General features: G+C 49.4%; 29 protein-coding genes and 3 pseudogenes. 7 read left to right on the top strand and 25 right to left on the bottom strand.

Annotated elements, in window-relative coordinates:
- Nucleotides 1–72 precede the first annotated feature (72 nt).
- From MKQ70_RS40990 to MKQ70_RS06120, 10 genes and pseudogenes are all read right to left on the bottom strand, one after another.
- Nucleotides 73–927, bottom strand: coding sequence for an efflux RND transporter permease subunit (locus MKQ70_RS40990; RefSeq protein WP_308198943.1), 855 nt, complete (start codon nucleotides 925–927; stop codon nucleotides 73–75).
- Nucleotides 900–3264, bottom strand: a pseudogene (locus tag MKQ70_RS40985) (efflux RND transporter permease subunit). Before MKQ70_RS40985 ends, MKQ70_RS40990 begins: the two are co-directional and overlap by 28 nt.
- 55 nt (nucleotides 3265–3319) lie before the next feature.
- Nucleotides 3320–4720, bottom strand: a complete 1401-nt coding sequence (locus MKQ70_RS06155; RefSeq protein WP_248069259.1) for a TolC family protein — start codon at nucleotides 4718–4720, stop codon at nucleotides 3320–3322.
- A gap of 90 nt (nucleotides 4721–4810) precedes the next feature.
- Complete coding sequence (locus MKQ70_RS06150) at nucleotides 4811–5146, bottom strand: hypothetical protein (protein WP_248069257.1); 336 nt, start codon at nucleotides 5144–5146, stop codon at nucleotides 4811–4813.
- A gap of 163 nt (nucleotides 5147–5309) precedes the next feature.
- On the bottom strand, nucleotides 5310–5453 hold the full coding sequence (locus MKQ70_RS06145; protein WP_282456246.1) for a response regulator transcription factor: 144 nt from the start codon (nucleotides 5451–5453) through the stop codon (nucleotides 5310–5312).
- 103 nt (nucleotides 5454–5556) lie between these two features.
- Nucleotides 5557–5937, bottom strand: a complete 381-nt coding sequence (locus tag MKQ70_RS06140; protein WP_248069255.1) for a response regulator — start codon at nucleotides 5935–5937, stop codon at nucleotides 5557–5559.
- 85 nt (nucleotides 5938–6022) lie between these two features.
- Entirely contained in the window at nucleotides 6023–6190 is a 168-nt protein-coding gene (locus MKQ70_RS06135; RefSeq protein ID WP_248069252.1) for an ATP-binding protein, read from the bottom strand.
- Nucleotides 6187–8193: a sensor histidine kinase gene (locus MKQ70_RS06130; protein WP_248069251.1), complete on the bottom strand. Its 2007-nt coding sequence runs from the start codon at nucleotides 8191–8193 to the stop codon at nucleotides 6187–6189. The genes MKQ70_RS06135 and MKQ70_RS06130 overlap by 4 nt, the downstream gene beginning before the upstream one ends.
- Nucleotides 8190–8372, bottom strand: coding sequence for a hypothetical protein (locus tag MKQ70_RS06125; protein WP_248069250.1), 183 nt, complete (start codon nucleotides 8370–8372; stop codon nucleotides 8190–8192). The genes MKQ70_RS06130 and MKQ70_RS06125 overlap by 4 nt, the downstream gene beginning before the upstream one ends.
- Before the next feature lie 4 nt (nucleotides 8373–8376).
- Nucleotides 8377–9093, bottom strand: a complete 717-nt coding sequence (locus MKQ70_RS06120; protein WP_248069249.1) for a two-component regulator propeller domain-containing protein — start codon at nucleotides 9091–9093, stop codon at nucleotides 8377–8379.
- 172 nt (nucleotides 9094–9265) lie between these two features.
- Here MKQ70_RS06120 and MKQ70_RS06115 point away from each other — a divergent pair, with 172 nt between their 5' ends.
- The 6 genes and pseudogenes from MKQ70_RS06115 to MKQ70_RS06090 all read left to right on the top strand — a co-directional run bounded on the left by MKQ70_RS06115 (nucleotide 9266) and on the right by MKQ70_RS06090 (nucleotide 14224).
- On the top strand, nucleotides 9266–9955 hold the full coding sequence (locus tag MKQ70_RS06115; protein WP_248069248.1) for a WD40/YVTN/BNR-like repeat-containing protein: 690 nt from the start codon (nucleotides 9266–9268) through the stop codon (nucleotides 9953–9955).
- Nucleotides 9868–10260 carry a WD40/YVTN/BNR-like repeat-containing protein gene (locus MKQ70_RS06110; RefSeq protein ID WP_248069247.1) on the top strand — a complete coding sequence of 131 codons (393 nt, stop codon included), beginning with the start codon at nucleotides 9868–9870 and terminating at the stop codon, nucleotides 10258–10260. The genes MKQ70_RS06115 and MKQ70_RS06110 overlap by 88 nt, the downstream gene beginning before the upstream one ends.
- A 234-nt stretch (nucleotides 10261–10494) precedes the next feature.
- Nucleotides 10495–10920 (top strand): DUF4968 domain-containing protein, encoded by a 426-nt coding sequence (locus MKQ70_RS06105; RefSeq protein WP_248069246.1) that lies wholly within the window; start codon nucleotides 10495–10497, stop codon nucleotides 10918–10920.
- Nucleotides 10910–12161 (top strand): annotated as a pseudogene (locus MKQ70_RS42015) (glycoside hydrolase family 31 protein); the annotation flags it as partial. The gene MKQ70_RS06105 and the pseudogene MKQ70_RS42015, both read left to right, overlap by 11 nt.
- A gap of 93 nt (nucleotides 12162–12254) precedes the next feature.
- The gene (locus MKQ70_RS42010; RefSeq protein ID WP_372490093.1) at nucleotides 12255–12884 is read left to right on the top strand and encodes a DUF5110 domain-containing protein; all 630 of its coding nucleotides are present in this window, start codon (nucleotides 12255–12257) and stop codon (nucleotides 12882–12884) included.
- Nucleotides 12885–13003: 119 nt separating this feature from the next.
- Nucleotides 13004–14224, top strand: coding sequence for a sterol desaturase family protein (locus MKQ70_RS06090; protein WP_248069245.1), 1221 nt, complete (start codon nucleotides 13004–13006; stop codon nucleotides 14222–14224).
- Between the two features lie 141 nt (nucleotides 14225–14365).
- Here the strand turns inward: MKQ70_RS06090 and MKQ70_RS40975 are convergent, their stop codons facing one another.
- The 10 genes and pseudogenes from MKQ70_RS40975 to MKQ70_RS06040 all read right to left on the bottom strand — a co-directional run bounded on the left by MKQ70_RS40975 (nucleotide 14366) and on the right by MKQ70_RS06040 (nucleotide 20182).
- Nucleotides 14366–15202, bottom strand: a complete 837-nt coding sequence (locus tag MKQ70_RS40975; protein ID WP_248069243.1) for a sensor histidine kinase — start codon at nucleotides 15200–15202, stop codon at nucleotides 14366–14368.
- Between the two features lie 17 nt (nucleotides 15203–15219).
- On the bottom strand, nucleotides 15220–15435 hold the full coding sequence (locus MKQ70_RS06080; protein WP_248069241.1) for a hypothetical protein: 216 nt from the start codon (nucleotides 15433–15435) through the stop codon (nucleotides 15220–15222).
- A complete protein-coding gene (locus tag MKQ70_RS06075) occupies nucleotides 15429–15689 on the bottom strand; it encodes a hypothetical protein (RefSeq protein ID WP_248069239.1) in 261 nt (86 codons plus the stop codon). Before MKQ70_RS06075 ends, MKQ70_RS06080 begins: the two co-directional genes overlap by 7 nt.
- Before the next feature lie 239 nt (nucleotides 15690–15928).
- On the bottom strand, nucleotides 15929–16522 hold the full coding sequence (locus MKQ70_RS06070) for a toxin-antitoxin system YwqK family antitoxin (RefSeq protein WP_248069237.1): 594 nt from the start codon (nucleotides 16520–16522) through the stop codon (nucleotides 15929–15931).
- A 110-nt stretch (nucleotides 16523–16632) separates the two neighbouring features.
- A complete protein-coding gene (locus MKQ70_RS06065) occupies nucleotides 16633–17082 on the bottom strand; it encodes a DUF4382 domain-containing protein (RefSeq protein ID WP_248069235.1) in 450 nt (149 codons plus the stop codon).
- The gene (locus MKQ70_RS06060) at nucleotides 17079–17528 is read right to left on the bottom strand and encodes a DUF4382 domain-containing protein (RefSeq protein ID WP_248069233.1); all 450 of its coding nucleotides are present in this window, start codon (nucleotides 17526–17528) and stop codon (nucleotides 17079–17081) included. Before MKQ70_RS06060 ends, MKQ70_RS06065 begins: the two co-directional genes overlap by 4 nt.
- Before the next feature lie 260 nt (nucleotides 17529–17788).
- Nucleotides 17789–17944 carry a lmo0937 family membrane protein gene (locus MKQ70_RS06055; protein WP_248069231.1) on the bottom strand — a complete coding sequence of 52 codons (156 nt, stop codon included), beginning with the start codon at nucleotides 17942–17944 and terminating at the stop codon, nucleotides 17789–17791.
- 107 nt (nucleotides 17945–18051) lie between these two features.
- Nucleotides 18052–18325: pseudogene (locus MKQ70_RS06050) on the bottom strand (alpha amylase C-terminal domain-containing protein).
- Between the two features lie 46 nt (nucleotides 18326–18371).
- Nucleotides 18372–18896, bottom strand: a complete 525-nt coding sequence (locus MKQ70_RS06045; RefSeq protein ID WP_248069229.1) for an alpha-amylase family protein — start codon at nucleotides 18894–18896, stop codon at nucleotides 18372–18374.
- A 17-nt stretch (nucleotides 18897–18913) separates the two neighbouring features.
- The gene (locus MKQ70_RS06040; RefSeq protein WP_248069227.1) at nucleotides 18914–20182 is read right to left on the bottom strand and encodes an alpha-amylase family glycosyl hydrolase; all 1269 of its coding nucleotides are present in this window, start codon (nucleotides 20180–20182) and stop codon (nucleotides 18914–18916) included.
- On the opposite strand from MKQ70_RS06040, the gene MKQ70_RS06035 reads away from it, so the two are divergent.
- Nucleotides 20172–20357 (top strand): hypothetical protein, encoded by a 186-nt coding sequence (locus MKQ70_RS06035; protein ID WP_248069226.1) that lies wholly within the window; start codon nucleotides 20172–20174, stop codon nucleotides 20355–20357. The two genes, MKQ70_RS06040 and MKQ70_RS06035, sit on opposite strands and share 11 nt — an antisense overlap.
- Nucleotides 20358–20518: 161 nt before the next feature.
- Here the strand turns inward: MKQ70_RS06035 and MKQ70_RS06030 are convergent, their stop codons facing one another.
- The 5 genes from MKQ70_RS06030 to MKQ70_RS06010 form a co-directional block, all read right to left on the bottom strand.
- A complete protein-coding gene (locus MKQ70_RS06030; RefSeq protein ID WP_248069224.1) occupies nucleotides 20519–21751 on the bottom strand; it encodes a DEAD/DEAH box helicase in 1233 nt (410 codons plus the stop codon).
- Complete coding sequence (locus MKQ70_RS06025) at nucleotides 21679–22293, bottom strand: DEAD/DEAH box helicase (RefSeq protein WP_248069223.1); 615 nt, start codon at nucleotides 22291–22293, stop codon at nucleotides 21679–21681. Before MKQ70_RS06025 ends, MKQ70_RS06030 begins: the two co-directional genes overlap by 73 nt.
- Nucleotides 22294–22370: 77 nt before the next feature.
- A complete protein-coding gene (locus MKQ70_RS06020) occupies nucleotides 22371–22874 on the bottom strand; it encodes a TRAM domain-containing protein (RefSeq protein WP_248069221.1) in 504 nt (167 codons plus the stop codon).
- A 5-nt stretch (nucleotides 22875–22879) separates the two neighbouring features.
- Nucleotides 22880–23677: a radical SAM protein gene (locus MKQ70_RS06015; protein ID WP_248069218.1), complete on the bottom strand. Its 798-nt coding sequence runs from the start codon at nucleotides 23675–23677 to the stop codon at nucleotides 22880–22882.
- A gap of 183 nt (nucleotides 23678–23860) precedes the next feature.
- Complete coding sequence (locus MKQ70_RS06010) at nucleotides 23861–24355, bottom strand: cupin-like domain-containing protein (protein WP_248069215.1); 495 nt, start codon at nucleotides 24353–24355, stop codon at nucleotides 23861–23863.
- Nucleotides 24356–24388 lie beyond the last annotated feature (33 nt).

The following is a 24388-nucleotide window of genomic DNA, read 5'->3' as shown; positions in this document are numbered from 1 at the left end:
TGCTGCTTTGAATGGCAGGCGCAGAGGGAGATAGCGGCCAGCGATATCGTTAAGTATCTCATATTTCTCGTTTTAGCGTTGAGGTTGAAGCTTCGCGGATTTCTTTTGCAAAGGCATTAATGATAAGGAATGGTACTTCGCTTTCTTTTGCAGCCGGGCAAACACGTGTGGCAGTACGAACAGCGCCGCCACCGTGGAGGCTGCAAGTCCACCAATCACCGCACAACCCAGCGGAGCCGACTGTTCGCCGGCCTCTCCCATGCCAGATGCCATCGGTATCATTCCCGCGATCATGGCAAAGCTGGTCATCAGGATCGGGCGCAAACGGATAGACGCCGCTGTAACGGCAGCTTTCGATGCATCCCGGTATTCCAGCCGGAGGTTTTCGGCATTGGTAACAATCAAAATCGCATTGGCCACCGATACCCCGGTAGACATAATCATGCCCATATACGATTGCAGGTTGAGCGTGGCGCCCGTTAGCAGCAACAGTCCCAGCGACCCTGCTATAACAGCAGGAATGGTGCACAATACCGTAACCGCCAGCTTCATGGACTGATAGTTGGCAGCGAGTAATAAAAAGATGACAAGCACCGCGAATAACAGCCCGCTTTGCAGGCTGGCCAGCGTTTCTGTGAGCAGACTGCTCATCCCTTTTACTTCGGTAACCATGCCACGTGGTACGGGTCCCAGTGATTTTAATGCTTCGTTAACTGCCGTGGTAGCCCGCCCCAGGTCGGTTTGATGAATGTTGGCGCTTACCGTCAGGAAGCGGCGCGGACCACTTCGATCATATTCGCCCGGTACACGGGTTACTTTAAATTCCGCGATATCGCCCAACGTAGGACTGCTCTGTCCCTTTACCAGCGGGATTTCGCGGAGCTCGTCCATCGTATTCATCACGTATTCCGGTATCTGGACCTGCACCTGGTAGGTATAAGCCTTGCTTTCATCGAGCCACTGATTTTTTCGGTAAAGCGGCTGGAAGAGGTGCTGGCCGTAACAGAACGGGCAATGTCCTGCACATTAAGCCCTAATTGCGCGGCTTTCAGCCGGTCGATGCTGATCGATACCACCGGAAACTCCAGCGGCTGTGCGATCTGCACATCCCGCAAATAAGACACACCCTTCAATTTATTCACGAGCTTAGTCGCATAACCGCGGATCTGGTCCATGTCTTTGCCCGCTACCCGCACTTCGATCGGCGTGGCAGCGCCCTGACTCATGATCTTCTCCGTCATATCAATCGGTTCGAAACTGATACGCAGTCCGGGTAAAGCATGGCGGATGTTGTTGCGCAACGCTTCTTTGAGATCATCCATGTTTACTTTATAGTGCTCATCCAGGTTTACCTGCATCACTGCTTCGTGGGTGCCCGTATTGAAAACATACAGATTACTGGTGCCGTAGCTGCTCGGGATAAGCCCCACATAGGCCGAACTGATCGCCACATGATGGTTTACCGTAGTATCGATAATCTGCAACACTTTGCGCACCTTTTCCTCTGTACGTTCCAACCGCGTACCGTCGGGCTCTTTAATACGTATCTGGAACTGACCGTTGTTTACCTTCGGCATCATATCTTTCCCGATGTAAACAAAAGCCCATCCGGCAAAACCGATAGCCAGCAAAAGGTATAGCGGGATCAGCCAACCACTTCTGGGCAAATTTTTATTAAGCGTCTTAATATATTTCAGTTTGATGCGCTCGAAGAAATCGTTCTTCTCCGGCTCCCTTTCTTCTTCTCTGAGATGATGCGCCACCTGCTTACTTTCCTCGCTGTCCATCGCCTGGCCTGCATGTGCATGCACTTCCCCATGATGATAGTGCTGATAACGCGCTGCTTTAATCATCCAGTTAGAAAGAATAGGCACAATACTCAATGCCGCGATGTACGATACGATCATCGTTAAGCCAATTGCGAGCGAAAGTGGCAGGAACATCGCTTTCGGCACGCCTGTCATCAGGAACGACGGCGCAAATACGGCCAGAATACACAGCAGGATCAGCAGCAGCGGAAACGCCACTTCCCTGCAGGCGTCGAAAATGGCCTGCCGTTTTTCTTTACCCATCTCCAAATGCTGATGTATATTTTCGATCGTCACCGTTGCCTGGTCCACCAGGATCCCGATCGCCAGCGCCAGCCCGCTCAGGGTCATGATATTGATCGTTTGTCCGAACAATTTCATCAACAATAAGCCAATTAAAATCGATACCGGAATAGTGATCACCACGATTAAACTACTCCTTAAATCGCGCAGGAAAAGTAGTACCATCAGTCCGGTTAGCAGCGCGCCAAGTGCGCCTTCCGTGATCAGACTTTTCACCGCGTTCATCACGAATACCGACTGATCAAATTCGTAGGAAATTTTTACATCTTCGGGCAGCAGGCTTTGCATGTCGGGCAGCCTTTTTCAGGTCCTGCACCACCTGCCAGGTAGACGCGTCAGCCGTTTTTACCACCGGGATGTAAACGGATCGTTTTCCATTGATCAAAGCATAATCTACTGTAATATCCGCTGCATCGGCCACCCGGGCTATGTCTTTGATCGTTACCGGCACACTTCCTTTAATGGCGATGGGAATATCGCCGAATTCGTCTACCTCCTTTACCAATGTGTTGATCGTGGTGAGGTACATGGTATTGTTCAACCGCAGGTTGCCCGAAGGCGACATTACGTTGAACTTCGCTAAGGCCGTCACCACTTCGTCTGGCGTTAAGTTATAACTACGCAACTTGGCGGGATCCACGTTTACCGTAATAGCGCGTGAGTTGGCGCCGAACGGCGGTGGGGCGGACAAACCAGCAACCGCCGAAAAGGCGGGTCGGATGCGGGTCGCAGCCAGGTCATAAATCTCCTTCAGGCTCCGTGTTTCGCCGGAAATCACCAATTGTCCCACCGGCAGCGACGATGCATCGAAACGCACCACCTGCGGGGGTAAAGCGCCCGGCGGAAAAAACTTCATCGCGCGGTTCACCTGCAGGGCTACCTGGGCCGAGGCTTCCGCCATATCGGTGCTCTCGTAGAAATTGAGCTTCAACATCGTGAGGCCCTGTATATTTTTAGTGGTAATACTTTTGATCCCGTTTACATATAGAAACTGGTCTTGCAGGCGGGTGGAGAAAAAGCCCTCCATTTGCTGGGCCGACATGCCTCCATACGATTCAATCACATAAATCGTGGGCATGTTCAATTTCGGAAATATATCGACCGGGATGCGCAGCGCTGCCAGCACAGAAAAGAGCAGCAGGCTGAAAGTCATGACCATTACGGTCACCGGCCGTTTTAAAGATGATGCGATAATTGACATAATAAGATCAGTTTAACAGGTTCAGCAGGGCTTCCAGTTGATTGGTGGTATAGGCTTTCTGGAACATTGCCCGGCAGTAGGCGTACCGGGCGGCGGTATATCCCGTTTCTGCGCGGTACAAAATGGCCAGCGCAGCATTCAGCTCCACGATATCCGTAAGGCCGTTTTTATACAGCGAGAACTTCTGGCGATAGGCCGCCTGTGCGGCTTCCAGCTGATGCGGCATTTCCACGAGGCGGTCGCGGGCGGTTTCAAGCTCCACATCTGCCTGTGCATTGCCTGTTTGCAACACGTTCGCCTGTTCTTCAATTTTTTTACGCGCATATGCTGTTTGCGCCTGCTGTGTGTGTAATTGCAACTGGCGCTTTTTCAGATCAAATATGTTGAAGCTGATGCCCAGTCCCACGAGATAATTGTTCCGCTCAAAACCAAAACCTTTAGACAGCGCGCGGAATTCATCCTCCGGACTCACACTGGAGCCACGCCCCCCAGCGGCGGCCTGCAGCAACACCTTCGGATTGTAACTTTTGCGCACCTGCTCTTCGCGGTACAGGCTGTTCGTTTCCATTAATTCCTGCACCTGCAATAATGGATGGCCGGCGAACGAGGTATCGCCTTCCCAGGCGCCCAGCTGCAGAAATGCCGCGTACATTTTATCGGGAAGCGTGGTATCCGCTACGATAGCCTGCGGCGGCAAACCGCTGATGGCAGACAATTGCAGTTGCAGCTGTTTTACCTGGTTGTTCAATTCCATTAAATCCAGCCGCGAACGCGAAAGCTCCGCTTCGGCGATACTCGTATCTACCCCGGCTTTTACGCCACTTACCGCCAGCGATTGTATAGACCGGCGGATTTCCACGTTGCGGGTAATGTTTAACTGTTGAATACTTTGCTGCTCACCGAGCCGCAATAGTTGCAGGTACCCGTTTAACGCATAGGCCTGCAACTGGTATTTGGATTGCGCATAACGCGCTTTTTCCAGGGCTGTTTCTGACTTTGCGACATCCCGTTGGGCGTTGTAGCCGCCGAAGTTGTACAACTCCCAGTCGAAAGCCGCAATCCCTAAATCTGTAAGAATTGTACTGTTATTACCGGCCTCGCGTACGCGGGAGTTACCCGGTACGATACCATTGGAAAAATAACCACCGGGAATATTATTATTGGTACCCAGGGCGGCCTGGTAGTTTAATTTTAAAGAAGGCAGCCAGTTGAAGCGCGTAGCTTCTTCCTGCGCTGATTTTACGCGGATGGCCGATTCGTCGGCTGCCAGCGAAGGTGCGTTCGTAGTAACGCGCAGCAGTAATTCTCTTAATCCAACCGGCGCGGGGGCCTGCTGCTGCGCCATGGCGTGTATGGGCAACAGCGCGCCGATGCAGCAAAGGCGCATTAATTTTCTACCTATCATCATGAAAAAAACCAGTTTTTAGATCACGTTCGGGTGCTGCCTGTCACACAGGCGCACATCTCTGCACATGCGCCAGATAGCGCAGGCATTACATCAACTTAAAAACTGCGAAGCGGGCGGACCGCGAAGGGAAAGTAGTAAGGGCGTTGCGACGGAAATCTCGGGTGTCACATCATCCCGAAGGAAAATAAAACAGGGTGTGTAAGCCGGCAACGGCGCTTTTGCCAGCGCCACGCTCAATATTGGCTCGGGCTGGTAACGCTTGTTCAGCTTTATTTTTACATAAATGTTTTTGGCCTTCAGTTCAGGCTTATCAATTTGCTTTTTACCGGTAGAAAGTGCTTTAACGGAAATAAGCGAGTCGAAGGCAACAACATATCTCAGGTGTAGCTGCACAAAGAAGAAGGACAGGTACATCCAGCCCAGCATAACTTTGAATAATAGGGATCTTTCTGCTACACGATTCCGCATAGCTTAAAAGTAGACAAAGCAGCGCTTCGGCACCGGGCAAACTTTATGAGCGGAAAATCGGGCATAACAAAAGGAGGAAGCCGCGGCCTCCTCCTTCATTAAAAATGTTATGTAAACAGGCTTACCTGTTAAAGTATTTATTCACCGCGTCGGTACGGCTGCGTACATGCAGTTTCTCATAAATATTGTGCACGTGCCGGCGCACGGTTTCGATACTGATAAACAGGTTGCTGGCTATTTCCTTGTACAGGAAACCTTTCGACAACTGGTCCAGATCTCTTTTTCACGGGAAGTGAGGGCTTCCAGGGCCGGGTTAGGTTTGGCCTGTTTCTGGAAATAAGCCACTACCCTGCGTGCAATCTGAGAACTCATGGGGAGCCGCCATCGTGCAGGTCGCGAATCGCGTCCAGTAGTTCGCCGGGCGACGTCTTTTTCAGAATATAACCGCTGGCGCCTGCTTCCAGGGCCATAAAAATCTTATCGTCGTCCTCATATACCGTCAGCATCATGAACTGCATGTCTGGGTATTCTGCTTTTAACCGGGCTATACATTCAATGCCATTCATGCCAGGCAGGTTAAAATCCATCAGCACCACGTTGGGTAACAAATGTGGGATGCGTTCAAGGGCATTTTCGGCATTGTTAAATGCACCTATGCACGCATATCCTTCAGAACCATTGATCAGCAACTCCATGGCAGTCCGGATATCATGATTATCTTCTACGATAGCGACTGAAATGATATCCATGCTATTTGGGAGCTTTTTTTTCGAATATACCATCTTTAGGATTTAACAGGAATAACACGTAAATGTTATTAGAAACAAATTTATATTAATTTAATGGTATATCTAACAAAACGGTCGTTCCATTTTCAGAAAATATTTGGGCCTCGCCTCCCACTACTTCCATCCGCTTCTGGATATTTTTCAGTCCATTGCCGAACAGGCGTACCTTTTCGGGGTCAAATCCCTTACCATTATCCTTTATCCGGATTTTCATATTTTTTCCATCTGCACCTCGATTGTTACTTCCGTGGCCTGCGCATGCTTCACTACATTGTGCAACGACTCCTTCACCGCCAGGTAAATATTACGTCTTGTCCCGCCGCTCAGCTTGATATTGGGAATATTTTCGGGAATGATGAAATGGTGCGAAATGTGCGCATGTTCCAGGAAATCTGCCGCAAAACTGCGCATGTACGCGATGAGGTTCGCCAGCGAATCGTTAGACGAGTTCATCGCCCAGATGATCTCGCTCATTTTATCGACCAGCTCGGCGGCCGCTTCGGAAATACGCTCAATTTCCTTGGTTTGCCCGGTATCCTTGATCTTACGCTTTGCAATTTCACTTAAGAGACGAATGGTGCTTAACCCGGAACCGAGATCATCATGCATATCGCTCGAAATACGTGCACGTTCCTGGTCTACCGCCTGTTCTTTTTCCAGCTTCAGTTTTTCATTCCTGATTTTGTACTCGAGATAAAGGGCCGACAAGTAATACGCGCCGCCCAGCACCAGCAGCAGCAGCAAAAAGCGGAACCAGAGCGACTGCCAGAAAGGTATTTTGATATTGATTTCCAGTGCGGTCGGGTGTTCGTTCCAGATACCGTCATTGTTACAGGCCTTCACTTTAAAGATGTAATTGCCCGGCGCGAGGTTGGTATAACGCGCTATCCGCGCGCTTCCCGCATCCAGCCAGTCATCGTCTGCCCCTTCCAGCATGTATTTCACCTTGTTTTTAAGGGGATTGGTATATTCCAGCGGCACATATTCAATGGCAATGGTGTTCTGGTTGTAAGCGAGCGATACTTTCTTCAGCAGGGCAATATTAGTATCCGAAGCAAAAGGCTTGTCCAGCACATCGAGACGACGAATTACCACCCGGGACAGATACTTATTGTTGACGAAGTTGCGCGGGTAAAACGCATTCACGCCGCGGATGCCACCGAAGAACAATTCTCCGTCGGTCGACTTGTAATAAGCCCCGGTATTAAATTCGTTCGACTGTAATCCGTCCTGGTGGTTATATACCGTGATCGTATCCTTCGCAGCCGGATTGATTTGGAAAAGGCCACGGTTGCTGCTTACCCAGATGCGGTCTTTATCATCGAGCAATACGCCGTACATGAAGTCATTTACAATATCCGGGTAGTCGTAACTGTTGTAATGTTTGATGACTTTATGGTTATTATCGAATACGAACAATCCTTTATTGCTCGCCACTAACAGCTGCTTTTGCGCGTTTTTATTGATAGATTTCACTTCGGTACCGGCAGGCAACGGAATGCTCGTCCAGTTGTTATTCTCAGGCGTTTTCATGTAGATGCCGGCTTTGGTGCCGATGTACATCGTTCCATAAAAATCTTCAAAAAAGCAGCTCAGGTTTTCTCCGGGGAAACGGTGTACGATGGCTACATTGTAATCTTTATCGCCCGCACTGAATTTCAGCAGATATTCACCCCAGTTGAAATATACTTCTTCATTGGAACGTTTGGCAACAAACGGATTCACGTCGCGCTGCTCTGGCAGGCCCAGTGCTTTCACCTGACTTGTCAGGTCTTTGAAGTTTTCTGTTTTAATATCGAACAACCCTATCGCATTACGGAAGTGGAACCACAGCTGCTCATAGTTTTCGCGGCAAATCGCGTGCAGGTCGGCGGCGGGAAATTTACCCGGCGTGTCTTCATTCGAAATGCGTTTCAGGAATTTTCCTCCCTTTTCAAAAATATCCAGTCCGTCCTGGAAAAGTCCTACGTACAGGCGGCCGTCTTCGTGTTTGTAGATGGCCTTGGTCATGCTGTGCGTAATGTAGGGCGAACGGTAGAGGTTAAATACCTTTTTGTGCGGACTGTATTTCTTCACCCCATCGCCATCGGTACCGATCCACATGTTATCCGCGAAGTCGCGGTACAGGCTGAACACGAAGTTAAACGAGCGCGTTTCCACCGTGTTAAAACTCACAATATGTTTGACGATCTGGTTCGTAGAGATATCGTAAATCAATACACCGTTATTGCCGCCAATCCGGCGTTGCCCTGGTTGTCCAGCTCTACCGCCGTGGGGATAAAGGGCATGCCGTAAACGGTGTGCGCGTCGTACGGAAGGTCCGTATACCGGTTGGTTTTCTTATTATATACCGTAATGTGGCCATTGCTCACCATCAGCAGCGAATCGGCATTCAATGTTTTAAAGATGGGCTGGCCTGCGATCGTAGGAATGATATGTTGCGAAGCGTGCTGTGGCAATTTCCATGCGCAGCAGCTCGCCGTCGGTAAACTTAAACCAGATGTGGCCGTTATCTTTTATGGCCGATACCGGCGCCTGTTTATTTCTCTGGTAAGCGGCGGGATAAAGGATCAGCTTTTTGATTTCGTAGTCCCGGTTATCCAGTACGTACACGCCTTTCAGCGGTCGCCACACGTACAGGCTGGTAGAATCCTCCCCCAATATCTTAAACTTCTCGCCGAAATCGCGTTCGTATTCATTGAGGTAGGTCGAATCTTCAAATACATTCCGGAAGGCGTTGCGATAGCGGTCGAACAGGCTGATGCCGTTATTGTGCGAAACGAGCAACTGCCGGCGATTATCGCGGTAAAAGCGATAATTGCGCGTACCGCCGATACCATAGATATTAATCATAGCCCGGCCCCGGCCAGATGATCCGTATACTAAATTGCCTTTCTGTTTCTGGATATCTTTCTTAAGGGTAGGATTGGCACGGTATTCATTGAACGAGTAGCCGTCAAACTGATTAATACCGTCGCCGGTAGAAAACCACAGGAAACCTTCCTGGTCCTGCATAATACTAAGGATGCTATTCTGCGACAGCCCCTCGTTTACACCGTATCCATCAAAGATGTAACTCCTCTCCTGCGCCCGTGCTAACAGGCTGGTGGTTATCAACCAAAAGAAAAAAAAACTTGCCTATTAAATCAGGTTTTCGCACGATGAGCCAGGAGTTAGGTAGATTGCAAATATATAAATCTGTGGTACACTTTCGAATGTTTTCGTATTTTTCTTATCACTAACCACTTATATACTATATGAAAGCGGGTATCCCTTACTTTTTCTGTTGATGTTGATGTGTGTACTGCAAACAAAAGGCCAGTCCGATTTTGCCATAACGCCGCTAACCAAAGCGCCCATGAGCAGCATCCGCGGCCTGAGCGTGGTAAACGACTCGGTTTTATGGGTGTCGGGCACCCAGGGCATGACCGGCCGCAGTATAGATGGCGGCAAAACCTGGAAATGGTCGAGCGTAAGCGGTTGCGACTCCTGCGACTGGCGCGATATTGAAGCCTTTTCCGCTACCCGGGCCGTTATTATCAATGCCGGCGAGCCCGCTCACATCTTCCTCACCAATAATGGTGGTGATTCCCGGCAAAAAGTACATTTCGATGCAACTAAAGGTATTTTCTACGACGGGCTGGATTTCTGGAACGATAAAGAAGGTATTGCCGTTGGCGATCCGCTAAATGGTACGTTCTCCCTCCTTCACACCAGCGATGGCGGCCAGTCGTGGCAACCTTTTGCCGTTAAAACCCCGGCAGTAAAGAGGGCGAGGCCAGCTTTGCGGCCAGCGGCACCACGATCCGCACCCTGGGCGGCAAATCATTCGCTTTGGTATCCGGCGGCGCGGCTTCGCGGTTATTCATGTTCGACGGCCACAGCTGGCAGGTGCGCCCCACCCCGCTCATCCAGGGCGAAAGCAGCACCGGCGCCTTTTCCATCGCATTTTCCAATGATCGTAGGGGCATTGCCGTAGGCGGTGATTATCAAAAAGATACCTTACGCACTAATAATTGTTACTTCACAAAAGACGGTGGCGCCACCTGGGATGCGCCGGTTACCCCGCCCTTCGGCTTCCGATCCTGCGTAGAGTATATCCGCCCCCAGCTGCTCATTGCTACAGGCACTTCCGGTACCGATATTTCCGAAGATGGCGGCATACATTGGCATAATATTTCGAAAGAAGGTTATCACGTGGCCCGCAAAGCGAAGAAAGGTGAAAAAGTATACCTGGCCGGTAGTGGTGGCCGCATTGCGGCTTTATTGTCAAAACAACAATAAATGATAAAGGGCCGCCTGGATAGGGCATTCCAGGTTAAAGCAAAAGTACTCATTCAAGTTAAATTTTTGATGGCAGATTTCTTGCTCAAACCTCGCCAATACTGTATTTTAGTTCAGGAATGACCGGTGTAAGCGGTCGACATACCGGCGAAAACGGGTTGCGACACAGATTTTTATTAATTTAGCCCGTAATATGTATCATTATTGATGCCGGGACTTTAGAAAATGTGAATTATGCAAATTACTACCTCATCAGGTAAATACTCAGTGAAGCACTACCCTGACCTGATCAAGTCATGGAAAAAAGAAGGAAACTATTTTTATTTCTATACAACAGAAACAATCCTGGAAATCAGGGTGGTTTCGGACAAAATCATCCGCTTCAGGTATGCTGCGGATGGTAAATTCCAGCGCGACTTCTCTTACGCCATCAGCGAAAAACTGGAAGAATCACCCGTAGATTTCGGCATTAAAGAATGGGAAGAAACTTTTGAAATATATACTTCCGCTGTACGGGTGTACATTGCCCGCGACAATATGCGCATCACCATTACTGACCTGGACGGTCGCATCATCAACCAGGATGAAATGGGCTTCCACTGGCAGTACTACCTGAAAAAGGGCGGCAAAATCGTCTACTGCACCATTAATTCAGGATGATGAGTGTTTTTACGGCCTTGGTGATAAGCCGACGGAACTAAACCTCCGCGGTAAACGTGTAGAGAACTACGCCACCGATGCTTACGGGTATATCAAGGATACCGATCCGTTGTACCGCAACATTCCCTTTTATTATGGTTTGCACCATGGCATTGGGTATGGCATCTTCTTCGATAACACCTTCCGCACCCTGTTCGATTTTGGAAAAGAGCGCGATGATGTGAGCAGCTTCTGGGCAAGAGGCGGCGAAATGAATTACTATTTTATCTATGGTCCCGAGCTGATGCAGGTGGCCGAAGCATATACCCGCATCACCGGTGCGGCCGAACTTCCGCCGCTGTGGGCGTTGGGTTACCACCAGTGCCGCTGGAGCTACTATCCCGATACAAAAGTGCGGGAAATAGCCGACCAGTTCCGCAAACGCCAGATTCCCTGCGATGCGCTGTACCTCGATATCGACTACATGGAAGGCTTCCGCTGCTTCACCGGAGCCAGGAAGGTTTCCCCGAACCGCAAAAATTCGTCAAAGGCTTATCCGATGATGGTTATAAGGTGGTCGTGATCATCGACCCGGGTATTAAATCCGATCCCGATTACGAAATATACCAGAACTGATTAAAAACGACTATGCGTGTAAACGTGCCGACGGCGCCCCCATGGAAGGTGACGTATGGCCCGGCAAATGCGTATTCCCCGATTTCACCGATCCCAAAGTGCGCGACTGGTGGGCGGGACTGTTCCGCGGATTAACCGAAACCGGTGTCCGTGGGGTATGGAACGATATGAACGAACCTGCTGTATTCGAAATCGGCTCCTTCCCCGAGGATGTACGCCACGATTACGATGGTGAAAACGTGAGCCACCGTAAAGCACACAACATTTACGGACACCTGATGAGTAAGGCCACGGCTGCGGGTTTAAAGCGTCACCTGATGCCGCGCAGACCCTTTGTAATCACACGTTCCGCCTATTCCGGCACACAACGCTGGAGCTCTGTGTGGACGGGCGATAACTGCTCTACCTGGGAACACCTGTGGCTGGCTTCTGTTCAATGCCAGCGCTTGTCAGTATCCGGATTGTCCTTTGCCGGCAGCGACATTGGCGGTTTTATCGGGGAGCCGGACGGCGAACTGTATACCCGCTGGATTCAGCTGGGCACTTTCCACCCGCTGATGCGTACGCACAGCGCCAGCAACGAAACCAATTTTGACCAGGATCCCCGGAGTTTCGGCGAAGCGTATGAAGCCATCATTAAAAAATTTATCGAACTCCGTTATAGCTTGCTGCCTTACCTGTATACCACTTTCTGGCAATACGCGGCCTATGGCACCCCGATGTTGCGTCCACTTGCTTTCGTAGCGCAAAAGGATGTGAACACGCATAACCGTAACCACGAGTTTATGATGGGCGACTCCCTGCTCATCAGCCACGTGCACGAAGCGGGACTGCAGGAAAAAGAAGTATACCTGCCCGAAGGCAACTGGTATTACTACTTCGACGACAGGCATTTTGAAGGCAAACAACTCATCAACATCGAAACACCGATCGATGAAATGCCGCTTTTCGTAAAAGCCGGCGCGGTAGTAACGCACTACCCTCCCATGCAATACGTGGGTGAAAAAGAGTTTGAAGAAATGATTTTGCACGTGTACTACGGCGAAGGCGTAACGCACAGCATTTTGTACGAGGATGCCGGCGACCATTACGGTTATAAAAACGGGCAATACAACCTTGTACGTTTTAAACAATCTTCTGAGAAAAAACTCTTCAGGTTGAAAAAGAAGTTTGTTGGGAGATATGAAGCCAGTTACCGCCACCACCACGTGTTTATACATGGTATACCCTTTACTGCGAAAGAATTTATTATCGACGGCGTAAGCCATCCGCTGAAAGCTGCCGATGTGAAAAATGGCGTGATAGAACTGCTGTTGGAAAGAAAGTTCGAGGAGATCATCATCAAATAAGCAATAACACATACGGTTATACGAACGGGCGCCAGGCGGCGCCCGTTTTTTATTGCCATCAAATAATATTTTGTTTCTTTTTGATTTCTTTTATATTTGTCTACAAATCCTATAGACTAATGAAACTTAACCTGCTCGCCTTTGCGATCATAGGCTTTTTATTGTTCATGGGGCTGGAATACCTGCTATCCAGGAAGACGGGTAAAAATTATTTCCAGTTCGCCGAGTCTGTGGCCAACATTAATGTTGGCATTGCCGAACGGCTGCTGGATGTGTTCACCACTGGCGTATTCTACTTCTTCTTCGTTTACATTCATGATCAATTCGCCCTGTTTAATATCAAACCGCACTGGGCCACATGGCTGGCGTTATTGTTGTTTACGGACTTTATCTGGTACTGGTATCACAGGCTGGCGCATGAGGTAAATATTTTGTGGGCGGCGCATGTGGTGCACCACCAGAGCGAGGACTTTAACTATACCGTGTCTGCCCGCATCACTGTGTTCCAGGCGGCACTCCGGTCGTTGTTTTGGGCCGTATTGCCGTTTATCGGGTTTCCACCTGCGATGATCACTTCACTGCTGCTGGTGCATGGCCTTTACCCTTTCTTTATCCATACACAAACCATCGGCAAGCTGGGCATCCCGGAACACTTTATGGTGACGCCTTCGCACCACCGCGTGCATCATTCGTCCAACGAAGAATACCTCGACAAAAACTACGGCGATGTGTTTATCATCTGGGATCAACTGTTCGGCACGTTTGTAAAAGAAAAGGACGATGTAAAATGTGTGTACGGCCTTACCACACCGCTGAAAAGCTACAGTTTCCTGTGGCAGCAGTTCCATTTTATGCTGGAATTGCTGACAGCCTTCCGGCGGGCAAAGGGTTTTAAAGCGAAGTGGATCGTTATTTTCGGCAAGCCGGATGATATTGATCCGGGGATACGGCCGGAGCTGGAGCAAAAGTGGCTTTTTGCGCCGGAGAAAGCGAAGAATACGCGGTTTCAGCGCATCTATATCGTGTTGCAAACTTCGATCAGTATTATACTATTATTTTTTGTCGTGCTTTTTGAGAAGATCATTCCCGGCGGCCTGGCAGCACTCTCTGTGTTATTCATCCTTATCAGCCTGGTAAATACCGGCGCCATTCTCGAGCAACGTAAATGGATTTTTTACCTGGAATATAGTCGCATGCTGGTAATACTGCTCGCGCTCGTGTTGTACTTCCCGCACCTTTATGCGATCGGAACAGCACTGTTCGCAATACTACTTGTAACGCTGTACTTCCGCACCTGCCAGCAACGGTTTGACAGGATACTTTACCAGCGCGTCAATTGACCATATAAGCATAACAGATAAGGAAGTTGCTTACGGCTTCCTTGTCTGTTTATGCTTCAATTCTTTCCGGAACTTTTGCCGGCCAGCTGATAAGGAAGTTGGTACCCTCACCCACCGAACTGCTGATCTGCAGGTCGCCTCCTAACAGTTGAATTTTCTTTTTGCCACCGCCAGACCGAAACCGCTGCCGCCAAACCTGCGACACAGCTCACGATCGGCCTGGTCAAACGGGCGGAATAAGGAACCGATTTTATCCATCGCAAAGCCTGTGCTCTGGTCACATACCTGGATAAATAATTTGCCGGCATTCATGAAACACCTTACCCTTACTATTTTGCGCGCTTCCGTAAATTTTACCGCGCTGGACAATACGTGATGCACCACATCTCCCAGCACATCCCGGTCAGTAACGATCGTATCGGGGAAGCGGTTGTCAATTTCTTTTAAAATGGTGATTTGATGCGATTTGGCAGACACGCTGTAAAACCCAACGGCATGTTCCACCCATGCCCGCAGCTCAAATGGCGCCAGCTTTAATGGCCCCTGACCACCTTCTTCCAGCTCGGATAATTGCCGCACGTTCCGCATCAGTTGTTGCAGCTGGTCGCTGTTCGACTGTATCACCTGTAACTGTTGTGGCGTAATATGCCCTCCACTGGCAGATGCCGACAACTGCCGGCTGATATCGATAATGGCATTCAGGGGACTACTGATTTCGTTCCCCAATTCAACAATAAAAATAGACTTGGATTCATTGGCGCGATGCAGCTCCGCCGTACGTTCCTCCACATCTTTGGCCAGCTTATCGCCATGCGCCTGCAATTGCTTCTTCTGGCGCTGGTTTTCATCGCGGCTTTTGCGCAGGGTGTTGTTGCGGTTGCGAAGTACCACAAGGAGTTTTTCCACACTGTCCTGGTAGAGGTGAATCGCTATAAAATTAAGTGCTACTACGACTGCGATGATCAGCACCCGGTACACAAAACTAACCGGTTCCTTTAAATCCGCTTTATAACCGAAAAAGTCCAATTAAAGTAATAAGCTACCTCTACGATCCCGATTCCCAGTGCAGCAACTGACACCGCAAAAATGCGTTGCCTGAAACCATCTTCCGGATCGCTTGTTAATACTGTAATGCTCATAATAAATATGGCGAGTACCTGTGCATCGGCAGACCTGCCAAGGCTAATACCATAATAAATCAGGATCAACAAAAAGTAAAGATCAGCCCCAGGCGCGCCAGTCCGAACATTTGTTGGCGGCCCGCCCACAGCAATAACGCAAAAATGCCGGCAAAGCCCCACGCAGGCAGCAGAATTAACCAATCATGCGTAAAAATGAAAAATATAGTACCATAGATAGCAACGAGATACATTGTGATATAAGCCAATGTGCTGATCACCTTTTTTCGTCTTGCTTCTTCTTTTGACAAACTTGCGGGGATGCCCACTGAGCTGACCTGGTCCATGTGTTTGCCTACGGCCTGGAAAATCTGTTTGACGCTCATGTAACAAAGTTGTAGTGCGGGGATTAATAAATCTTAAACTAAATCTGGTGTCTATAAATTGGCAACTTGGTTCAATATAACAAACTACCCGACATTGGCCGTGTAGTACGCGATCTAATTTACGTCGTGGCTAAGCGCTTGGATTCGCCACCCACAACCGTTTATCTTTAAAACAACCCTGCGGGGTTAAGTATTTTGCCTTACTGCTTTTTCTTTTTAGGCGCCCCGCTTTTCATTTCATGCGGCAGTGCGCTGCTTTTAGCCGGAGCGGCCTTTTGCTGCTGCGATGTGTCTGCAGGCGCTTCTGCCATCTCTCCCATCTGGTAATATTGCGTGATGTATTTATTCGTTTCTTCATCAAATACCCTCCAGGCGCCGTGCATTACGGGATTGCCCTGCCGGGTGATCACAACATCCTTTTCTTCGTTGGTGGCGGCATCGATCACGCGGATCGTATCTACCTGGCCATCAATATCCGTGGCGACAAAACTGCCGGATGACATCAGTTTGCCGTTATTGAAATAATACTTAGCGGGGCCGTTCAGTACATTGTTTTTGTACGTTTCTTCGGCGAGTTTGGTACCGCCGGTGCTGTACTTGATCCAAACGCCCTCTTTACGGCCGCTTTTGTACACGCCTTCCCAAATGTAGCCGGGCTCGCCCCGCAGTTCAGGCATATTTTCAGACCAGGGCCCCTGCTTCTGTTTCTTCGCGTCGTACTGGTTAATTTTATCCTGCGCCACTGCACTGAGCACTGCTCCCAAAAGCGCCAGGGTCACCAAGAGTTTTTTCATCGGATAGGATTTTGATACAATTTAGAAAGATTATGGCAAAAAACAACAGACAGGGCCGGTCTGGATTAACAAACCGGCCCCGCGTTGATGGTTGTCTTTGCTAATTGGAATTATTTATGGAGTTTAATCTCCGGCACTTTAGTTTCCTTGTTACGTTTTATTTCGATGCCGGTAAGCGTGGTATCTTTATAACCATTGCCCGCATTAACGAACAGGCTATAGGATCCTTCTTTCAGACCGCGTATTTTAAATTCGCCACGTTTGGTGGGCAGTGCGTAGAGCGTGTCCGAAGTGTTCCATACAGTAACCACAGGGTATGCGTCGGATGGTGTTACTCTGCCGGACAGGCTGCCCGTAATTTTCGGCGTCCATACCAGGATGTAAGGTTTGAGGACGAAGGAGCCCCTCCTTACTTCCACGATAGAACGGCTAACATCGAAGTCGAGCCACAGGCGCAATTGATCGGGGGTGTATTCCTCCCACTCATCGCCGCGGACGTTTACGATCAGTTTAGTTTCGCCGGTCAGCGTTTTCAGCGGATAGCTGATGCTGTCTTTCACCAGGGAATTATTATTACCGATAGTGATACGGATTTTTTCACGGTGCCTTTCGGAACAAGACCTGTTGCGAATAAGGTATCTACGCCATTACGGAAACTCAGGATGTCGTACACACCGGCGCGGATGCCGAGGGTGTCCCATACTTTACAGGTGTCTTTGCGGTCAAAGCGACCATCGTCCCACCAGCAGCGGGAGTGTTTGTCCCAACGGTTGTCGTCGTCATCATTACTGCCGCAGGTATCCACGAGCACTTCCACGCTGCGGATGTCGATAAATACCGGGTCAAACAGGCCGGGATCGTCTGTGAGGTAAACTTGTAAACGTTGCTGGTTGGCGCCTACGCTTCCGCCGGAAGCTGAATCGTCTTTGGAACAAGACCAGATGATCATGGATAGTGCCGTCACGGCCAGTACGGACGCACCTATCCTGCGCACGAAGTTTTTCATAAATGCCAAGGTTTTAAGATTAGGAATACTTAAATCAATTAAAAAACTAGCAACTAAAGTTATGGTTAAATAGTGCCTGTAAAACGGTGGTTTGCTGCAAGTTATTGCACAGCAATACAACCATTACGCGTACGTTAGATCAGGCAAAAAGGGAAAGGTTTAACAAACCGACAACTTTTTTTTCAGTTTTCCTGTAATGGATAAAAGATATGGTTCATTGATCACAAATATCTATTCAAATTATGCTCATTTACAATTGCTTAAGCCCGTCTTATGATTCTTAGCAAAACAGCGATAACGGCAATAACCAATAAGATGTGGATGAGTGCTCCCGGATGTCCGAAGCCTTCAAAGAAGTAGCCAAACACCCACAACAGCACCAATACGATAGCGATGAGATAAAGCAGGTTGCCCATGGTTTTCAGGTTTTTACGGAAAATACCGCAATTGTTGTTCCAAAACCACGGAAGAGTTGCAGCAGCAAAAAAAACGCCCCGCTAAAGGCGAGGCGTTTTCATCAACTTTACGGTTGCAATTTCAATACCGTTGCGCCTAATGGCGGCACACGTAATTTTATCGTGTACGGCTTACCGTTATACTCCTCTTTGTAAGATTTAATTAACTCCGTGTTCACCACGCCACTGCCAAAATACTGTGCCGCATCGCTGTTCAGCACTTCTTTCCAGGCCTGCGGCCGATACGCCGATGGCGTAGTCTTCACGCGCTACTGGGGTCATGTTCAACACGACTAGGATCACGTCCTTTTCATCTTCCCCTTTCCGCGCATATACCAACACGCTGTTGTCGCGGTCATTTACACTGATCCATTCAAAGCCCGTTACGTCAAATTGCTTTTCGTACAGCGCAGGCTGACCGGTATACAGGTGATTCAGGTCTTTCACAAACTCCGAGGATACCACGATGTGTTTTGTGTTCCAGCAGTTCCCAGTTCAGTTCAGATTTATAATTCCATTCCGTTGTTTGTCCAAATTCTCCGCCCATAAACAGCAGCTTCGTCCCGGGATGCGTAAACATATACGCATACAATAAACGAAGGTTCGCACATTTCTGCCAGTCATCGCCCGGCATTTTGTAGATAAGCGGCGATTTCCCGTGCACTACTTCATCATGGCTCAATGGCAGCATAAAGTTTTCGCTATATGCATACATCAGGCTAAAAGTGAAATGGTCCTGGTAATATTTGCGGTAGTAAGGATCTTTTTTGAAATAGTCGAGCGTATCGTTCATCCAACCCATCATCCACTTCATGCCAAAACCTAAACCTCCCATGAACGCCGGGCGCGAAACGCCATAGAAGTTCGTGGATTCTTCGGCGATGGTCTGCACGTCCGGGAAGCGGCTATACACTTCCTGGTTCAGCTCTTTCAGGAAGGTGATGGCCTCCGGTTTTCGGGACCGCCGTTCTCATTCGGCTCCCAGGTACCTTCCTTCCTGGAGTAGTTAAGATGGATCATAGACGCCACTGCATCTACACGCAGCCCGTCCACATGAAATTTATCGAGCCAGTAAATGGCGTTACTTCCCAGGAACGACCGCACCTCCGCGCGGGCGTAATTAAACACGTAGCTGTTCCAGTCGGGATGATACCCCTTGCGCATGTCTGCATACTCGTACACATGCGAGCCGTCGAACCGGAACAGGCCATGATCATCGTATGGAAAGTGTGATGCCACCCAGTCGAGTATCACACCAATGCCTGCCTGGTGAAAGGCGTCTACAAAGGCCATAAACTCTTCCGGAGTACCATAACGCGATGTAGGCGCATAATAACCGGTTTGCTGGTATCCCCACGAACCATCGAATGGATGTTCGCTTATAGGCATCAGCTCAATATGGGTAAAACCGAGGTCTTTTACGTAAGGCACCAGTTTCTCCGCAATTTCGCCGTAAGCGTAAAACACTTCGGCTTCGTTGGGATCGGGCTTGCGCCAGGAGCCGAGATGCAGTTCGTACACGGAGTACGGACTTTTCAGGCTGTTCTTTTTGATACGGCCATCCATCCACTTCTTATCCTTCCATTTATAAGATGATTCGTGGGTAATGGAAGCCGTTTTCGGGCGTACTTCCCAGAAACGGGCAAAGGGGTCGCCTTTCCAGAGTTCCTCTCCGGATTCGGCGCGAATGAAGTACTTATAGAGTTGTCCTTGTTTAACGTCGGGAATAAAACCTTCCCAGATGCCGGATTTGTCCCAGCGCGGCAACAGCGTATGGGTATGTGGCGTCCAGTTATTGAACTCGCCCACTACCGATACGAATGCGGCTGATGGCGCCCAAACGGCAAAGTAGGTACCGGCCACGCCTTCGTAAGTAACGGCGTGGGACCCGAATTTCTCGTACAGGCCATAGTGGCGGCCTGCCTGGAACAGTTCTATATCTTTTGCGGAAAAGAGCGTGAAGGCTTCTACGGCACCCAGCTCGCGGAATGTATCTGGTTGTTCTGCCAATGCGGAATGAGGTTCTGCATGTTCTGTAATTGCTTTTTTGAAGACGCCCTGTCCCCCGGCAGCAGCCTTCTTCGGCGCGGCCGACTTCTTCCCCACTTTCGCAGTCGTGTCTCCTTTATCTGCCGCCTTCTTCGATGCAGCCTTACTTCCGGTAACAGCCTTGCCCACGCTCGCGTTCGTGTCATCCAATGTTGTCTTTTTCTTTCCCACTTTGGATGTCGATTCGCTGTCCGCAGCAGCCTTCTTAGGCGCAGCAGCCTTTTTAGGAGCAGCAGTCGTTCCCTCTTCCGAAGCCGGAGTCGTCTCTTTCTTCGCCGCCGCCTTTTTAGGGGAGGCTTTTTTGCCAGTTGCCGGTGTTACCTGATCTTCGGCCGCCGCCTTCTTTTTGCTGTCGCCATGAGGTGTTTGGATTGGGTTTGATACAAGATAGAAAATTCACCTTAAAGCATAGCATAAAAAAACTCCGTGCCTGCCATCGGTAACAAAACCTTAGCAAACACGGAGCCAATCCGATCTTATAAAAAATTATGCTTTTTTGCCTTTGAAAGCAGGGCGTGAGCCGTACTCCCGTTTTTCGCGGAAACCACGGCTGCCGGAACCTTCGCCGCTCTGCCAGCCTTTACGGAAACCGCCGCTTTCGGAACGGTTGCCACCACCGAATTTACGCTTCTCACCGCCGCCACCGTTGCTGTCTTGCGACATTTCAATGCGCACGGTACGACCGTTATAATCCAGTTTTTTGAAGCTTTCGTACACCTTGCTTACTTCGTCGCTTTCTACTTCAAAGAAGGAATAAACGCCTTTCAGGTCGATGCGGCCGATCTTATTTCCACGGATGCCGGTGCTATCGCACAGGAAACGCAGCATATCACCACGGGTAAAATCATCCACAGATCCCAGGTTGATGAACAAGCGTGTGAATTTACCACCACCGCTTCTCATGCTGTGGCTGTCGCCGGCAACACGACGGTCGTCTTTGGCGTTCAGGTCCGGAGCATCCTGGTAGTATTCGAGGAACTCGTTAAATTCCAGCGAAGCGAACCTTTTGATCAGTTCCTCTTTGCTCATATCTTTAAACTCCTCGTTGATACGCTCCATATAAGGATCGATCTGCTCTTCGTTTACCACCACATTGTGTACGCGGTGAACAAGGCCGAACAGTTGTTTTTCGCAAACAGCAAATCCATCGGGCACTTCCGCCTTAATGAATTTTTTACCGATTACGCGTTCGATCTGGCGGATTTTACCGGTATCACGACCGGTGATGATCGCGATGGAAACGCCGGAACGACCAGCCCTCGCGGTACGACCGCTACGGTGTGTGTAGTTCTCTACGTCATCAGGCAGTTCGTAGTTGATTACGTGCGTCACGTTATCCACGTCAATACCACGGGCCGCTACGTCGGTTGCTACCAGCACCTGCAGTGATTTTTCGCGGAAGCGTTTCATCACTTTATCGCGCTGTTGCTGGGTAAGGTCGCCGTGCAGGGCATCTGCATTGTAACCGTCTTTGATCAGCGATTCCGCAATTTCCTGCGATTCGATCTTGGTGCGGGTAAATACGATACCGAAAATTTCAGGGTTGAAATCCACGATACGTTTCAGTGCAGCGTACTTTTCGCGGGGACGAACCACATAGTATTCGTGTTCGATGTTCACGTTACCGGTGTTTTTACCGCCAACGGTCAATTCGAACGGATCTTCCATGTATTTCTGGGCGATGCGGCGTACTTCAGCCGGCATGGTCGCAGAGAACAACCAGTGGTTTTCTCATCGGGCGTGTTGGACAGGATGCTGTTGATGTCTTCCTGGAAGCCCATGTTCAGCATTTCATCCGCTTCGTCCAGTACGGCATAACGCACCTGCTCGAAGTTCACCGCCTTACGCTCAATAATATCCAGCAAACGGCCGGGAGTAGCTACTACGATGTGCGCGCCTCTTTTCAGTTCGCGCAGCTGCAGGCCAATATTGGCGCCACCGTATACGGCTACGATATTAATATCGCCTAAGTGTTTGGAAAAGTTTTTAAGGTCATTGGCGATCTGCAAACACAGTTCGCGGGTAGGGCAAAGCACGAGGCCTTGCGGAAATTTGTTTTTAACATCCAGCTGGTGCAGCAGGGGCAGGCCAAAAGCGGCGGTTTTGCCGGTACCGGTTTGCGCCAGTCCCACAAAATCTTTGTCTCCGCCTAACAAAACCGGTATAGCTTTCTCCTGAATGGGAGTTGGCGATACGAAACCCAGGTCCTGAATAGCCTGTAAAATGGGCTCCTTCAGCCCTAATGATTCAAATGTTGTCATCTTGTGTAAAGCAGGCTTCCTTAGCCTGTTATTGTAACGGCTCCACGCCGTTGGTGATTATTATCAACCCGGACGTTCTAAACGAGCTCTCCTTCCAGGTCGTAGTCAAATGCTTTTGTGATCTTCACGTTCACGAATTCGCCCGGCTTCAGCTTCCTGTCGGTATTAATGATTACTTCATTATCTACCTCTACCGAATCAAACTCAGTACGTGCCAGGTAACGGCCGGATTCTTTCTTGTCCACGATCACGCGGAACACTTTACCGACTTTCTCCTGGTTCTTTTCCAGTGATATCTCTTGTTGCGTTTCCATGATATCCTGTGCGCGGCGCTCTTTTTCTTCGGCCGGAATATTATCCTCCAAAGCATAGGCGCTCGTGCCTTCTTCATGACTGTAGGTAAATACGCCTACCCTGTCAAAACGCACTTCCTCTAAAAACCGCTTCACGTCCTCAACGTCTTCCAGCGTTTCGCCCGGGAAACCCGCAATCAGCGTAGTACGCAGGCAAATGCCCGGCACCTCCGCCCTGATGGCTTTCACCAGGTCCAATATTTCCGCCCGTGTAATCTGCCTTTTCATCGCCTTCAACATAGGATCAGCGATGTGCTGCAAAGGCATGTCCAGTAGTTGCAGATGTTGTCGCGCTGCTTCATCACTTCCAGTATTTCCATGGGAAACTTGGTCGGATAAGCATAGTGCAAACGGATCCACTCCAAACCTTTCACATCGGCCAAAGCGTTCATCAGATCGGCCAGGCGACGCTTTTTGTACAGGTCCAGACCGTAATAGGTCAGTTCCTGCGCAATCAGCATAATTTCCTTTACGCCGGAACGTACAAGCTTTTCCGCTTCTGCCACCAATTCTTCAATCGGCTTGGAAACGTGTGTACCACGCATGATCGGGATGGCGCAAAACGCACAGGTGCGGTTACAACCTTCGGCTATCTTCAGATAAGCGTAGTGTGAGGGTGTACTCAGCAAACGTTCGCCAATCAACTCGGCTTTGTAGTCTGCATCAAACTTCTTCAAAATCAAAGGCAACTCCATCGTTCCAAACCATGCGTCCACCTCCGGGATCTCCTGTTCGAGATCGCCGCGGTAACGCTCGCTGAGACAGCCGGTTACGTACACCTTGTCCAGTTTGCCCTTTTTCTTCAGGTCTACCTGGTCAAGAATGGTGTTAATGGATTCTTCCTTTGCCTTATCAATAAATCCACAGGTATTTACGACTACAATATTGTGGTCTTTCTTAGCGCTTTCATGCACTACGTCAATATCATTGGCTTTAAGCTGACCGCTTAAAACTTCTGAATCCACCATATTCTTGGAACAACCAAGCGTAATAATATTAACCTTATCTTTTTGTAATGTTCTCGTCTTCAAAAGCGCTGTTTTTAAGTCCCGGTAAGGAGGATAGCTCCTGGTTACCGTTACCACTACAGAAGACACGCAGACACGAAATGCGAAAACGGCAGACTTGACCGTTGTAATGTGACTATGAGCCCTAGTGTGGCTGAGGAAGTTGCAAAGTTAAGGATTAATTTGGTAAACCAAGTTAATTATTTCTTAAGCCAACCTCGACATGGCCCTCTGCGCCCGCTGGTGCGCTATCCGCCGTTTATAATGGTACCACCACTCGGGCGCCATCTTAATCAGCAGGTTATTCATATTTCGCAGGCCCAACAAATGGTATAAACCATTCACCTTTCCGCTGAAAGTCTCATCCACCGCCCGCAAGCTCATGGCAAAGCCGGGCTCAAGATACTCCATATGATGCCAGTATCCCGCCGGCATAAACATCGTATCGCCATGCTCCAGCGTGGTAGTAAAGGCTCGGGCGTACTTTACCGCGGGAAAACCTTCCGTATCGTGGTTTTCATACCACCTCACGAAGCTGGCGGCACTTTCCACGGTAAAGGGCATGCGGTAAATGAGGTCTGACTGGCTGTTATCCATTAACAACACCTTTTTGCGGCCCACGAACTGGGTGTGTATAATATGACTGAGGTCAATATCGTAGTGCATATGGGCCACCGACCCCGCCCCGCCTACGAACAACATGGGGTACTTTTTTAAGGAAACCCTTCATAATAT

Source organism: Chitinophaga sedimenti (assembly GCF_023156195.1).
GTDB lineage: Bacteria > Bacteroidota > Bacteroidia > Chitinophagales > Chitinophagaceae > Chitinophaga > Chitinophaga sedimenti.
The sequence above is the reverse complement of the archived record's forward strand: the minus strand, read 5'-3'. Positions and strand labels throughout refer to the sequence as shown.